General features: G+C 56.3%; 9 protein-coding genes. 2 read left to right on the top strand and 7 right to left on the bottom strand.

All coding sequences use genetic code 11. The features are described 5' to 3' along the window. Positions 1-159: 159 nt before the first annotated feature. Together H9638_RS16650 and H9638_RS17180 are read left to right on the top strand one after the other, a co-directional pair. Positions 160-1137 (top strand): hypothetical protein, encoded by a 978-nt coding sequence (locus tag H9638_RS16650; protein ID WP_191749342.1) that lies wholly within the window; start codon positions 160-162, stop codon positions 1135-1137. A 349-nt stretch (positions 1138-1486) separates the two neighbouring features. Continuing rightward, positions 1487-2368 carry a glycosyltransferase gene (locus H9638_RS17180; RefSeq protein WP_191749339.1) on the top strand — a complete coding sequence of 294 codons (882 nt, stop codon included), beginning with the start codon at positions 1487-1489 and terminating at the stop codon, positions 2366-2368. A 373-nt stretch (positions 2369-2741) separates the two neighbouring features. On the opposite strand, the gene H9638_RS16640 is transcribed toward H9638_RS17180, so the two are convergent. From H9638_RS16640 to H9638_RS16610, 7 genes are all read right to left on the bottom strand, one after another. Continuing rightward, on the bottom strand, positions 2742-3938 hold the full coding sequence (locus H9638_RS16640) for a hypothetical protein (RefSeq protein ID WP_191749337.1): 1197 nt from the start codon (positions 3936-3938) through the stop codon (positions 2742-2744). Between the two features lie 218 nt (positions 3939-4156). Beyond that, positions 4157-8563, bottom strand: a complete 4407-nt coding sequence (locus tag H9638_RS16635; RefSeq protein WP_191749335.1) for a glycosyltransferase — start codon at positions 8561-8563, stop codon at positions 4157-4159. Between the two features lie 39 nt (positions 8564-8602). After that, positions 8603-9850 carry a UDP-N-acetyl-D-mannosamine dehydrogenase gene (wecC, locus tag H9638_RS16630; RefSeq protein WP_191749333.1) on the bottom strand — a complete coding sequence of 416 codons (1248 nt, stop codon included), beginning with the start codon at positions 9848-9850 and terminating at the stop codon, positions 8603-8605. An 8-nt stretch (positions 9851-9858) separates the two neighbouring features. After that, positions 9859-11694, bottom strand: coding sequence for a glycosyltransferase family protein (locus tag H9638_RS16625; protein ID WP_318241922.1), 1836 nt, complete (start codon positions 11692-11694; stop codon positions 9859-9861). A gap of 62 nt (positions 11695-11756) precedes the next feature. After that, positions 11757-12650 (bottom strand): ABC transporter ATP-binding protein, encoded by an 894-nt coding sequence (locus tag H9638_RS16620; protein ID WP_225217567.1) that lies wholly within the window; start codon positions 12648-12650, stop codon positions 11757-11759. Further along, complete coding sequence (locus tag H9638_RS16615; RefSeq protein WP_225217566.1) at positions 12634-13521, bottom strand: ABC transporter permease; 888 nt, start codon at positions 13519-13521, stop codon at positions 12634-12636. Before H9638_RS16615 ends, H9638_RS16620 begins: the two co-directional genes overlap by 17 nt. Continuing rightward, positions 13518-14873 (bottom strand): glycosyltransferase family 4 protein, encoded by a 1356-nt coding sequence (locus tag H9638_RS16610; protein ID WP_225217565.1) that lies wholly within the window; start codon positions 14871-14873, stop codon positions 13518-13520. Before H9638_RS16610 ends, H9638_RS16615 begins: the two co-directional genes overlap by 4 nt. Positions 14874-14912: the final 39 nt, after the last annotated feature.

The following is a 14912-nucleotide window of genomic DNA, read 5'->3' as shown; positions in this document are numbered from 1 at the left end:
AAAACCATGCCGGAACCGACCGGCCAACACACCCATATCCTGCATCAGGAACGGGCTACGAAAAAGGTAACGGGGCACACTTGGGTGGCGCTAGCGTCAGAGTCTTCTAGAACAAGTCATCCCATCGAACTTCCTTGATCGAATTCCTGAAAGGGCGCAGTGAGAACTCGGCTGCTTGATGAAACCAAATATCCGACGACCAAGTACAGGAATATAAGTGATTTCTGTTCCGCGGATAGCTTGCCCAACGGATACCTGACGTTCGACCATCAAGGACTGCCAATCGACTTACTAAACAGGGCTAGCGGAGCTGAAACAACAATTGTTGTGTTCCACGCTGCTCTGACACCGAAGGTTGAGACACTCCCCTATTTCGCTGGGCAAACAGTTACGAAAGATGCCCCGGCAAACCGACTGTGGATCCAAGACCCGAGTCTCTATTTGGATGACCGCCTCCTGCTGTCATGGTTCGCGGGGAACAAGAGGCAACCAGAACTGCAGTCAACCCTCGTGAGTGTTCTTCAGAAGGTTGTCGAGGCCCACGGCAGTAAACGAGTCATATTCTTCGGGGCTTCCGGGGGTGGGTTCGCCGCTCTCTACTACTCCCGCTTCTTCCCTGGTTCCCTCGCAATCGCCATCAACCCGCAGACCAACTTGGCCGCGTACAATTGGAAAGCCATTGAGGAGTATGGTCACTTCGCGTTTGGAATAGATGGTAATGAAAGCCTTGACCATCTACTAAACAATAGGATCGTTTCTAATCTCCGCGACCACTATGTGGGTGCCACGAACAGTATTGCGTACATGCAGAACGTCAATGACGAGACACATGTCGGCCCGCACTATCAGCCGTTCATCGAGTCTCTGCCGGAAACGTGTCACGCACAAGTCCTTTTCGGGGACTGGGGCCCAGGGCACACAGCCCCTGAAAAGGAAGAGATTAACAACGTGATAGTGACCGCGGTGCGCAGCCGCGGGGACTGGTGCAAGCTCTCAGCGGTTGGCTTCCGCCGGCCCGAGATCTCCACGTCGACATCAGCCACCCACGGGGCTGCGCCGAACATTTGTCGTTTGAGGCTAGTTATGAGGCGGGTCAAGAGACGCCTTGTTGAATATTTCAAACTCCAGAGGCCTTAGCCGCCTGACCGGTGCTCGTGACATATCAAATGGCAATTCGCTCGACCCAGGTCACGAAAAGACCTGCACCTGGCGCCCCAATCCTTTCAAATATCAAGGAAGCGGAGTCCCCGATGATCAGGTTTTGCGGTGCTCTTCTGTGCGCACCACTTAGTGAATTCACATTGGCATCCCGAATATTTATCCAGGCAAGGCATTCTACGCCATTCCCTGGCAGCAATCCGCACCCTAACCTTGGAGCGAACATTTCAAGCCCCATAGTCCTGTCATTCCAATGATCTGGGGCAATGGTCAAGCTGAGTTGCCGATGGGCATGAGAGCATGGCTCCCCCACTGGTAGGCTTTCTACATGGTTTCTCAGTGGGTATACACGCGCTTCGGAATTGGAATTGCCGACGAAGCATGGTGGGATTTTCGCACTCGGTTATTTCGTGCAGTCACTCTGCCTTCCATCTTGCGTCACGTGCGCGAAGGTGTGCATTGGGTGATCTTCACCGATGTTGACATCCCGTCCCGATCACGCCGGGCGTTGGACGCCATCGCGGGAAATCATGGAGACGGGCAGATAATAATTCGGCCACTTAGGTTCGTATGCGAGCTGCCCGATGCGCTGGAGTGGGAGGTCGGAAGAGATGGTCTGGTCGGTGTTACCCGGTTAGATGACGATGACGCGGTCTCGGACGATTTCTTTGGAGCGCTACAGTACGAACATGAACCGTGCATCGTATCGCAGCCATTGGGATTCGAAGCAGACTTGGCTACCCGAATCATGCGGCCAATCCACGCTCCAATGCTCTCACTGAACACGACTTTCATCGGGAATGCGAACCTCATCGCGGAGTATGCCCGAGTTGGCCACCATATGGTCGGCGCGTGGGCGGATAAGCGTGGAATCCCCACAAAAGAGGTTCAGTCGGAATCCGGCCGATCCTTCATCTACTCTCGCCATAAGCAATCCGACACTAGTTTCGGAGCGCGAAGGAAAGCAATCAGAGAAGACGAGCACTCCGTTGTTCTGACTGCGTCTGCACGTTCCCGTTTCGGGTTTGACGAGGCTGCATTCGAGGATTGGAGACAGTTTGCCCGGACCGCTCCATCCGCACCTTCAAGTAAGACATGGGATAGAACGTCCGCCCTCAACGAGCAGGCCTACCGGCTGTACAAGGACCTTGCAGACGTCCGTAGGCAACAACGGTCCGCAACTGCCAACATCTTTCAGCCGGTGGATTAGCCTTCTCCGGCCGATCCCGGCCGGCGCTGTGCGTCACAAAGTTACAGCGCAGGCAGATGCGTGCTCTGCCTGCCGGGCATCCGAGTAGCCTACGTCGGTTTAGAAGTCTAACAGAAGTTAATAATCCCTGGACTGACACGGCGGTCTGCATCCGCCCTTCGTCTCGAGCCAGCTGTCCGCGTGAACGTCATATAGCGTTTCTGCGATCGTAAACCATGACATGTCCGGGCAACTGGCCAGCATGGACGCCTACCCCCTCCTATGGATATGCATCGGGATGGGTATACGACTTGTCACCATATAGACCTCCAGGAAGCACCTATCTGCTTTGCATGTTCGTAAACAAACGTGGTTTGCTTCGGTATAAATATCACTAAAAATCCGGTTGCAGCCAGTCAGTTACGAAGGATCCGCCCGCAGTTGCTTTCCCAGCTATCCGGCGGGAAACAACTGCCCTGACCATTTCAGCGTCGGGGACCGGAACCTTGAAATATGTTTGGCTGGAACAATCCGCTGAGAATAATACGCGAGAACTGGTCTCGATGATCACATCGACCGCTTCCCCAGGAGGGAGCCAGAGCTTAAGCTGAACTTCGTTTGCGTCACTTCTTCGTGCAAAACGATAAGGGAGCAGCACATCGATGGCACCCGGATCTCGCAGCGCTGCGGTGACATAGGGTGCAAAAGCCTTACCAACATCTTGATGTGTCAGTCCGTTGACAATCAGTACCGACGCGTCCAATCCCGCCCGCTGTGCCATGTGCAGCAATGGCCGAACATGGACCCGGAGATGAGCATCATTGGCCCCGACTAGAATCCGGATCCGTGGACTTCCCCCGACTCGTTCCAGAACGTCGAAAAGCAGGCCGTCAAGCCATTCAACCGAGGCCTCTGAATTGTCACCGGCGATGAACTGTAGAATCTCGGGAGCAGCACCTCCCAGATACGTTCCCGGCAAACTCTGCGGTGCACCGACAATGATATTCCCAACACCGAATCTGATCCCATGAGCAAGCGCCGCAGTCCCACCCTTCGACGAACCAATAAAACTGACATTACTTGGGTCAATTCCTAGCTGCGAACACAGATCACTAAGAAACTCCTGAACCGAATCGAAGATATCTGTGTTCCGATGATCGGCGTAGTAGTATGATCCCCGATTTCCAAAATTATCGAGAATAAACAGTCTGTACGCATTGACGCTCGATAGTGATGCTCGGTAATTGTATGAAAAATCGTATGGCGAGCTGATTGCCGAGAACCCGACACAGAGCCTGTCTTCACCGTCCGGACTCGGTGGTTCTTCCAGCAAATAGGTTATGCTCCGCTTTCCCTGCCAAATCTGCCACTTCTTAGCGGGATCTGCGATCCCATTATCCACAACGTTCGTGTTGCCGAATCGAAAGTGAACAGCGACGGCGACATTGCATGAACCGACCAAATTGGCTCGTCTAACTATCGACGCTGCTCCGCTGCGACCGATCTCTAAGGGATGAAGATGAACAGGCCCGGAGGCGTTGACCACCGCCTCCCCGATGCGTCGAGGTCCCGGTCCCAGCAGCACGATCATATGGCCGTGGACTTCTAAGCCATAACCCCTTGGTACTGTCCATGTGATGTCAACACCTGTAGGGGATGGCAAGGATCGGACCACAGTTTCACCTGCGATCCGATCGGAAACCCATCCACTACGACCGCGTTTCTCTTTACCAAAGGGACGCATCAAGATTCTCTTCGCTCTGCGCGCCCGCAGCGGCGGGAGGAAATGCATCATGGTGTCTACCAGGTTCAACTTTCAGGGTCTCCGAGTATGGCATCTACGATACGTGGAACGACCATATCTTTGTCGAAGCGTTCCTTTGCCCAAGACTTTGCTGTCGCACCTTCCTTCCGCCAGCTTTCTATGGATGCTGTGTGCCGGCGGATATATGCAGTCAGATCGTCAGTAGACGGTGAAAGCCAGGGTTCTGGATAAATCTGGTCAGCGCCCGGCCAAGCAAGGCTGGCCACAAGCGCACCGCTTGCCGCGCCGTCCGCCAGCGTCAGGTGGAAAGACTCGAAATCGCTCAACGACAGGACGACTCCCACGCGCTGATACCATTCCGGCATGTCATCCCCATGCCCATCGAAGTGTACGGCCCCTTGAAGGAGCGGATCCTCGGCGATTCGCCTGTACTGCTCTTGGTAGTAGGCCATTTCCTCGGGCCGATTAGCCATCCAAGGATAGTCTTCTGGTCGTTTGCCCTTGATACGTAGCTGATAGCGGCTTTCCTCGGAACGCAGACGGGCCAATAGGTCAAGTGCACGATCCAAATGCTTTTGTGCAGGAACGACTCCAACCATACCAAGGGTGAATCGTGCGTTGTCCATTTTTTTCAGTTCCAGGGCCCCAAGGTCAACCGGGTTGGGAATTACTATCGCTCGATCGGGAGCTATTCCTTGGTCTCTGACGGCGATATTCATGATATGACGGCCAACAAAGATGACGCTGGAGATCCGAGACATGTTGAGCGTCTCCGGATACGGGGTAAATAACTCTTGTGAATGAAAGCGTGTCACGAGGCGTTGATGAGGAAGGAGATTCTTGGAATACCAGGCAGCATTTCCAAGCGTCCACTCACAAAAAACCACATCAGATTTGGCCAGAAGCGATCTGCTTACCGCTTCATCGTGTTGGTTATGGCCCGCCCACCGATCGATATCTACGACGTGCCCGTCTGCTTCGAGAGATTTGATGATTTCTCCCGCGAACTTCAGATCATGACCTGCTATAAGTACTCTTTGAGGCTTACGAAGGGGCAAAGCATTCCGGATCGAGTCTTCAGTCGGTTCCGTCAAGATGGGAGCCTTGCGGAAAATAATCTGCTTCGCTCCGGTTCCCTGAGGTCTGTCGACGGAGATTAGTTGCGGGCCGTCGTCTGGAGCTGGTCCGTAACTGACCAGCCCCTTTCCTGGATTGGCACTGTCTTCTACAGATTGGCCGATATGGGACCAATCACCGAACGTCGTTGCAGACAAAAGGTCCTCAAAGGCGGTCCGTTCCGTTCCTGCAACTTCTAGCGTCGCTATCCACCCGATACTCTGCTCTGTCAGCTGTGAAGCGGTGATTCTCCCGTTTACAATAATGTTCAGCGGAGACTCAATACTATCTGGTAGCGAGTCTACGATGACCAAAGCCGGCCTGACAGTCTGAGTTTCCAGCCACTGGAGGATTTCCTTCGTTATCTGAGGGACTCTGACCGCGTAGGCGGCAACTTCGGGCGCCGCGACTACCAGTCCTGCAGTTCTAAGCATCATGGTCAGCCTGTGCGCTGCCTTATGTCCTCGATGAATCACCCGGTATGCCAACCAGGCATCACGTAGGCGTGTTTGCTCGTCATCCATCCAGCGGGTCAGAAGGACCTCTGCTTCTTCCCGATTAGACACAGTTGGGACCAAGCCGGCCAGGACTTGGTCGATCCCCTCCCCCCGCCCACTCAGTACGGCTGTTCCGGAGGCTGCAAGCTCAACAACCCTACGCGAGAACATCGTCGGCGATTTAGCGACAGAGTTAACGTTGATATGCACGGGGTGGGCCTTGTACGCCTTCACCATCTCCAGATACGGCAACCCACCCTGAACAAATTGTTGGACTCCCGGTGGGAACGAGTAAGGGCTTTCGGGATTGAGGTGCTGACGATCGTAGATTGTCAGACCGCAGGGCCTGGCAGCCTCCAGCAAATCGTTTAGCTCCGCGGACCTTTCCGGATACCTAGCCCCATAATAAGAACCCGCGTAAGCCACAGTATGTGAGTAAGGATATTCCGTTGGAAGTGGGTTGTGGAGAGCCGGCTGCGCATAGAAAGGGAGACTGGCAACCGTACGGGTCCGAGCACCGAGGGAAACTGCGTAACGTGAAATGCACTCAGCGTCTGTGGTGAATATGTGGTCAAACAACTGGGCGGTTCGCCGAAAACGGTTAAAGTGGACCGGATCTTCCTTGTTCCAGAAGATCGTAGGAATCGAGTTTTCGTTACAAAACTGAACAAGTTCGCGCAAATCACTGAACCGCTCGTCGTCGTAGTAGCCCACTTTCTGATGCCAGCGTCCAGCTTTGCCTTCCCAAGCGGACTCGACAATCAGAACGTCTAGGGGTTTCTCAGCGACCTCCGTCCTCCACGTTCCAGGCAACAACTCGCAGAGATCAACCTCAGGGCGCATGCCTTCAGTTGTGAAAGTGTCGGCAATAATGCCGACCCGGATACCCCGAAGGTCTCGACCGTTACCAGCTTTTGACACCGCTGAGTCCAAGGTGTCCCTGATGACTCGAGCGACTTCTCGTCCGATTGCGTCCCATTGCCGTTCTCGAACAGTCCAGAGCCGGGCGCGCTGGCCAGTTTGGTTCCGGAGCTCCTCGTTCTCCAGAAGGGTACGTATCGCCCTTGCCAGATCCTCTGGAGAGGACGGCCGAGCCAGTATGGCCCGGTCCTGGTTCTTCCCGGCGAACGTGCGGAGAGGTGCCAAATCAGATAGAACCATTGCCTTTCCTGCGGCCATGGCTTCCAAAGGCTTGAGCGGGGAAACAAGCTCCGTAACAGGCAGACTGACCCGTGGGCAGGGCATGATGTCAAAGATGCTCACGTATTCCGGCACGGTATCCGCCTCAACGCGTCCAACAAAGTTGACCCAGTCATCCAAACCCAATTGCGTCGTCTGGGCCTGCAGTGCACCGAGCTCTGGTCCGTCGCCCACAATCACTGCACGAAACGCGGTACCTTCCTGTTTCAGGATCGCCAGCGACACCAGGAGATCGGAGAGCCCCTCATAATGGACGAGGCTTCCGGCATAGCCGACGACGGGGATGCCGGTCGGCAGGTTGAGCTGTGCACGCAGCCTTTTCGAGGGAGGCATCGGCGTGAAACGATCTGTGTCAACGCCATTGGGCAGGAGACGGATGCGCTCGGGCTCAACACCTCTTTGAACCAGTTCATCTCGGACCTGATCAGTGATGGCGAACACTATATCTGCATTTGCGGCCACAAACGTTTCAAGGCGTTTGGCCAGCTGATAGCGTTCCGATTCTTCCCAAGCAGGCTTGGCAGAGGCTTCTGTAACTTCCCACAGGCCTCGAACTTCGTAAGAGAAGGGTATACCCAAACGACGAGCTGCAATCAGCGCGGGCATGCCGACCATATGGTTTGAAGCCGCGTGGATAGCTGACGCCCTGATGCGCTGGGCTTCGCGCACATATATGTCCGTTGCTTCGAACCAGTACTGGTCCATACGCTGGGCTGTCCAACTTGGACCGGGATTGAATACATGCTCCACGCCGCGTATTTTTTTGGAAAACCGCTGCTGAGCTGGCTTCGGCCGGTCTACTTTCACGTCCCATGGGTATCCGGGGCGCGCTGCAACAACGATATCTAGGCCTTGACCCATCATACTCTGGACAAGTTCACCGGTTCGAGTGGAATAACCATTGCTATTGAAGTGGGCTGTGCTGTGAGCGCAATACATAATGCGACCACGTTCAGCGAGATAACCCGCATTTGGTTGTCGTTTCGGAATCTGGGTGAATATCTCCTCCACTCTTTCAAGACCAATCACGGCTTCTAACGTGCGTTTTTCACGGGCGCCGACTGCTTCGAGAGTGGATTCGTAGCGATGAATCAGATCGGTTGGCTCTCTAATATCCCCTAGAGTAAAGAACGCATACGAAATCGCCCTCATCAGGTTACCGCTAGTTGGGTCGTTTTCGGCCTGGAGCAGGTACTGCTGCAGCATCAGACGCTGCTGGGCGCGATGATCGGATCCGAAAACGGGAGAAGACTCGCCCACTGCGATCAGGTCCTTTTCCTCCGATGCGAGGGTCGTTTCACCACTGCGTATTGTGCGTGCCGCACCTCTGAGAGCTCGCGCGGGAAGCAGCATGGCCCGCCCCACCCGCAAACTGGGTGATTTCCTAAGCCCTGCCAAGGCAGCCCGATGCCGTTTGACGTCTCCTTTGGCGATCTGAAGCTCGGCGCTCAAGAGCGATGATTCTGCCTGCAGCTTCTTGACCTTTTGGTGCAGGGAACGAAGTTCGTTGCGGTCGTCATCCGTGACCTCCAACAATCGCTTATGGGCTTCTATCAGCGAGTCGGGATTTGCGGCGAACTTATCCCTCCACACGATGTCCGCTGCGGAAAACGGCTGCTGTTCATCTTCATACGTCATATAACCGGGAGTCCTCGTTAGGGCGGAGCAGCGGAATGTCTAGCGCCAGATGCCTCTGGTGTCTATAAGGTCTTTTCCGGCCAATTTGCTCCGGTCCAGGGCTTTGAAGGCATCGTGATCGACAAGCAGCAAGACGATGTCTGCATCTGTAATCGCATTCTCGGTTGTCTGGAGTTCAACATTGGGCAGGCCAAGCAGCCCCCTTGGAAGTGTGTCGACGTGCGGTTCAGCGACGGAGATCCTAGCGCCCGGCATATTCAGGCTGATTTCAGCCACAATCCCCACGGCTGGGGACTCTCTCAAATCATCGATATTGGCCTTAAACGCAAGTCCTAATGCGGCGATTTTAACGCCGTCCTTCGTGCCAGCAAGCTTCTTAACTTGGTCGACCACCCACAGCGGCTTGGCATCATTGGTTTCACGGGCCTGGCGGATCAGGTGCGTCTCTTCCGGAGCTGCAGCCACAATGAACCATGGATCGACTGCAATGCAGTGTCCGCCAACTCCAGGACCCGGCTGCAGGATATTCACGCGCGGGTGGTGGTTGGCGAGTTCGATCAGTTCCCAGACATCGATGTCCAGCTTGGAACTGACAATCGAAAGTTCATTTGCAAAGGCGATGTTGACGTCCCGGTAGGAATTTTCGACCAGCTTCGCCATCTCAGCCGTCTTCGCATCCGTAACGTGCATCGATCCGTGGCAGAAGACGCTGTATAGGTCGCGGGCCATTTCGGCTGCTGTTGAAGTGAGCCCGCCTACGATCCTGTCGTTCGCAACCATCTCAATCATTACCCGGCCCGGCAGCACCCGCTCAGGGCAATGGGCGACGTGGAGAAGGGGCTTGCCAGCTTCCGGGTCCAGGGATAATTCCGGCCGGAGGCTGATGAGGTACTCGCCAAGGTGCTGGGTCGCTCCGGGAGGGGAGGTGGATTCCAAAATGATCAGCTCTCCGCCAGAAAGCTGAGGAGCAATGTTGCGGGCTGCGGCCTCTATGTAGGAGAGGTCCGCGCTTCTGTCCGAGTTGAACGGCGTTGGAACAGCAACGATGTACGCCTCTGCCGTTGGTGTGTCCGTAGTGGCCTTGAGGGCTCCGGCCGTGACGGCCTTGGACACCGCTTCGCCGAGATCTGGCTCGACGAACGGGACCTCTCCCCTGTTGATTGCTTCAACTGACGACTCGTTGACATCGACACCGATCACGTTGAGACCGTTCGCGGCCAGAACTGCCGCAGTGGGCAGCCCAATGTACCCCAGTCCGATGACTGCTACGTTGTTAAATGTTTTCATAATTTCCCCTAAATTATTACGTGCTCTTCGGGCGCGCCAAAGAACTGAATATCACCCGATGTCAGAAGTTCAGCATCGGAAACCTGCCAGGCGTGGTTTACGCTTCCACGGAACTGGAAGTAGTTGTATTTGTCGGTCGAGTAGACGCTTCCTCCGCGTGCCGTGACGTCGTTGAGGAACCTACTGTCCTCACCCCGCTGAAGCGCTTGGAAGGGCGTGCCGAGAAAAACGTCCCTCCGTGCGGTAATGGTCGGCCCCATCACCAAATTCGTAAACCGATGCTCGCGCTCCGCGAAACGGAGCAAGGTCGTATTCCGCTCGGCAAGATACATGTAGTGGGCCTGCTTGCCTACAACCTCCGCCCGTGAATAACCGAGCGCATTTACCATATCCAACAAATAGTGATGGCCATAAAAATCATCGTCATCCATTTTCGACAGGACATCGCCGCTCGACGCGGCCACGCACTGATTCAAGCATTCGCCCAGTGGGACCTCCGCTGGCTGGTGGAGCAGGACCAGGTTGGAAACACCATAGGATTCCTGCCAGTTCTTGATCACCGCATTGGAGGCCTGGAATCCATGCGTCAGTAAGACAAGTTCGACATCCGGCCCAACGAATTTTCCCGCCGTGCGGAAAACCTGTTCCAACTGGTGCGGCCGGTTGGAAGAAACCAAAAGTGACACCGACGGAAGAGCCGCAGCGCTGGGCGCCTTGGCAGGCGCTGCCGAACGGAGAATGGTCTCGGTGCGGTGGGCATAAGTATGCTCGGCCCAGATTCGGCGCTGTGCCACGTGCAACTGCCTTGCCGAAAGTTCCGGGTTGCGGGTCAACGCCATCAGCGTCTGGGCTGCTTCCGTCCTGTCCCTGACAACAAATTGTTCATCTTTGTTCCACAGCTCCGTCAATGCCGCGCTGGGGGTACTTACCACAGTGGTCCCGGCCGCCGTGATCTCGAAAATGCGCCGTGCACACATACTTGGTGAGTCCACTACCGAGTTGACGTTAAGGAAGGCTTTGTAAGCCTTGTAGGCCGTCAGCATCCGGTCGTAGGTCAAGCTCCCCACAACCCGTGCATCAAACGGAGCAGGGAATCTGTAGTTCGGATCGGTATTGGCGTGCCGGGCGAAGATCTCCAGTCCGATCGGCATCTTTTCACTGACGTCTTCCGCGGCGCCAAGAAGAATTTCCATCTGCTCCCGGCGTTCTGGATATTTATGCGCAAAGAACATGCCGGCGAAAGCGACATCACGGTGGTGCCAGCCATAACGCGGGCGAACCGGATTATGGATGACCGGCTGTGCAGCGAACTGGAGGACTGCAACCCGGTCGTGGCCCAGGTCTTTCTGGTACGACGCGAGGCGGTTGGAGTCACTCGTGAAAACATGATCGAAGAGTCTAGCTGTCTCCAGGAAATCCTCGTAGTGCGGAGGATCCTCCTTATTCCAAAACACGGTTGGGATGCCCATCTGCTGGCAGGCATTTACCAGGGCACGGAGGTCAGCGGAAGGTCCGTTGGAGCCAGTCAGCTGATGCTTCCATTCGCCCTTGTTGCCGGACCAGGCCGACTCCACGAACAGGAGATCCGGCCGATTAGCATCGATCTGCTCGGCCCAGCCGCTCCTGGACAGCACTGTCTGATTCCATTCGTAGCCGAAGGCCATCAGCGAAAAATCGTCCAGAATAACCGCGGCGGTAATTTCACTGCGCGGCTCAGGTGCGCCGACGACCATGGGATTGAAGGACAGGTGACGGCGACGGTCAGTTCGGAATGCTAGGGCACCGTCTGCTGATCCGAGATAGATTCCCTGCTCCGCGCGGTCCCGGCGCAGCTTCGTCTGCAAACCCCTCCATCCAGTTTTACGCAGATGCCAGAGGGACCGGCGAAGCTCGGCTATCGAGGCGCTCATTCGTTCAGCGACTTCCGGCGGCCGGCTTGAACCGGTTCGATTGCGACTGTTTCAAGCATGTTCTGCATACGCCTACGGATTTTCGCAGCGGCGAAACGGTCGCCCTGTGTAAGTTCCTTTGTATATTTCCGGTACCAGGCAAGTGCCGTTTCGGTTTCGCCGTCGAACAAGAGGTCCCCTTTGTCGATCCAAATGACCCGGGTGCATAGATCCTGGATCGTCTTCAGACTGTGACTCACAAGGAAAACACAGCCAGCCTGCTGCCTCAGCTGATCCATTCTTTCTTTGGTCCGCCCTCGAAACTCGTCGTCACCAGTATTGAGCGCTTCGTCAATGATCAGGATCTCGGGATCGATTGCGGCGGCAATGGCGAACCTCAGGCGAGAGGACATGCCTGCGGAGTAAGACCTCATGGGCAGATTGATGGAGCTCCCGAGGCCGGCCAGCTCCATGATGGCATCATGTCTATCCGCGATCTCCGCCCTGCTCAGGCCCATGGCCAGGCACCCCAATACCACGTTGTGGGCCCCTGAAAGGTCTGGGACAAGTGCCGCTGAAACTCCCAGCATGGTGGGCGTCGAGGACGCGTATACGGCCCCGGACGTTGGCTGGATTTTGCCGCAGATCAGGTTCATAAGAGTGCTTTTCCCGGAACCGTTGAGCCCTATGACTCCGATCGCTTCGCCGTGGTAAGCAACAAGGGAAAGTTCTCGAAGGGCGTGCACGTCGACCATGGATTCGTTTCCGGAGAGCTTTCGCATGACCCGCTTCAGGACATTTCCTGAGACGGCACTTTTCTCGTCCGAAGAGATTCTGTATGTCATGGCGGCCTTATCGATCACCACGGCAGGCATTGAACGAAGGTGCTGGGTATCAGTCCTCTCGGCCATAGGTTTCCTCCCCCTTCCAGAAAACAATAATTCCGAGGGCGCACGTGCCCAGCGCCCAGGCAGCCAAACCCGCCCAGCTCTGCCAGCTTGGCGTCTGTGCGTAAAGAACACTGCTCCGGACTATGTCCAGGATCAGGTACATCGGGTTGATTTCGACGATGAACTTGATGATTGGAACGCTGCTGTAGCGATCAATCGAAAACATGACACATGAAGCGAACATCCAGAACCTCATCGCGAATGACACCACATGCACAAAGTCGTTCACCTTGGCGATCAGGGGCGCCAGCAGAAGCCCAGCGCCCAGGTTGAACACCACCTGCAGTAGAATCGCGGGGAATAACAGCAACCAACGCCAGGTGATCTCCTCTGTCGGCGCGATCACGAGGATCATCACGAGCATCATGATGATGACAGGAATATTGGCGATCAGTTCCCGAAGGTTCACGGCGACAGCGAGGGTAGCCCGCGGGAAATTGAAGGCCTGGATGACGTTCCTGTTCGACGGAATGACGCGGGCGCCTCCGACGATTGCCCGGGAACTCATTTGAAAAAGAAAAACGCCGATGATGAGATAACCGATGAAGTTCTCAATACCGCGGCTAGCGCCCAGCAGCAGCCCAAAAATCGCGAAATAACTTAGTCCGTTCAGGAACGGGTCAAGCAAGAGCCACGCGCTCCCTAGCCGATCGCGTTTGTTGCCGCTCTGCACGCGCGCGCGGGCATCGTAGACCATGAAATGACGATAGTTCCACAGGGAGATCAAGTAGTCTATGAGCCCCGGTTTCGCGCCGACCCGTGTCAAGCCACGTAAGTCGACCTTCACCGCGACTTCCGTTGGACTCATCAGCGCTGGCGATTCTTGAGTCATAGAGCCGATTCCATTTCCATATACGTTTTTGCCGTGGCCTCGGCGAGGGACATCCACGTTCGCATCGCCACAGTGTATTGCCGCCCTGCGCTGCCCATGGCCGCCCGTCGACTTTCGTTCTGCAGCATCGTCCCAAGGGTATCTGCGAGATCTTCGGCATCCCCCGGGCGTGCGGAGAGGCCATCAACACCTTCCCTGACGACCTCATGCAAAGCGGGGAGGTCACTGAACACCACAGGGCGTCCGGAGGCCAGCGCTTCAACAGGTTTCAACGGCGTGACCATCCGGGTCACGGGGTAGTCCTTCCGCGGCACGACAAAGATGTCGAGTGCCTGGTGGTACAAGTGCGCCTGCTCCCTCGGGACGCGCCCCGGGAACAGTGCCCGGTCCCCCAGCCCCAGTTCGGCAGCCAGTCGTTTCAGCCCAGGGCCTGCAATTCCGTCTCCGACGATGAGACAGCGCAGTTCAGGGTGCTGTGGAGCCAGGAGCGCAAAGGCCTGGAGCAAATCGTCGAGGCCTTCGTAGTCGACGAGGCTGCTGACCGTTCCGATGAAGGTTCCGTCTGTCGGAAGCCCCAACCGGGCTCGGGCTTCCGCCGGGGCGATCGGTTCGTCCAGGAAGTCACCGCCGACTGCATTGGGCAACAAAAACGTGTCCTCAAGGGGTACGCCTGCATCAACGATTCGCTCACGCATGGCTTCGCCCAGGGTCGCCACCGCGCCTGCCGTCTTCATAACGTCGGCTTCCCGGGCAAGAAACTTGCGGTAGCGTTCGCTCTGCTTTGCGTCCTCGCCGCGGGTCGAGGCCCAGGTGTCGGCCAGCTGGCCGCGGACCTCGTAGATCCAGGGGATGCCCAAGGATTCAGCCACTGCCCGGACCACCAGGCCGTTGACGAAATGCGTGGTGGTATGGAGCACCATCGGCCGCACCAGGAGCGCCAGCCTCTGCAGCTCTTCCGCCTGGAGTTGGAGCCTGGCTGCCATTCCCTGAGGAAGCCGGAGCGGCAGCTGCCGGTGGTAGGTGACGCCGTCGAGCAGGTCAGTTTTGCCGGCGTCAAGCCGCCCAATCTGAACCGGATACCCTACCCGCGTAACAGCATGGACGGCCCACCCCTGCTCGCTCTGCGCCGTAAGCAGGGAATGGGAACGCTGGGCATATCCGCTGCCGGTATAGGGCAGGGAATTTGTCAGCAGGTGCAGGACGGTCCGCGGCCGGGGAACATACCCGTCGACGACGGGCAGTGACGGCGCCCAACCATCAAAGACGCTGAGCTCGCTGGCCAGCCTGGCCTGCTGCCGCCGCTCGGCAGCACTAACTCCTTCGCGGCCCAATACTGCTACGGCCTCTGACATTTGGCCGTGGTACCAGCAAAGACGTGCGTGGGCGCCTGC

Origin of the sequence: Arthrobacter pullicola (assembly GCF_014836875.1) — a bacterium.
GTDB classification, from domain to species: Bacteria; Actinomycetota; Actinomycetes; order Actinomycetales; family Micrococcaceae; genus Arthrobacter_B; species Arthrobacter_B pullicola.
This window is presented reverse-complemented; position numbering and strand designations above follow the sequence as displayed.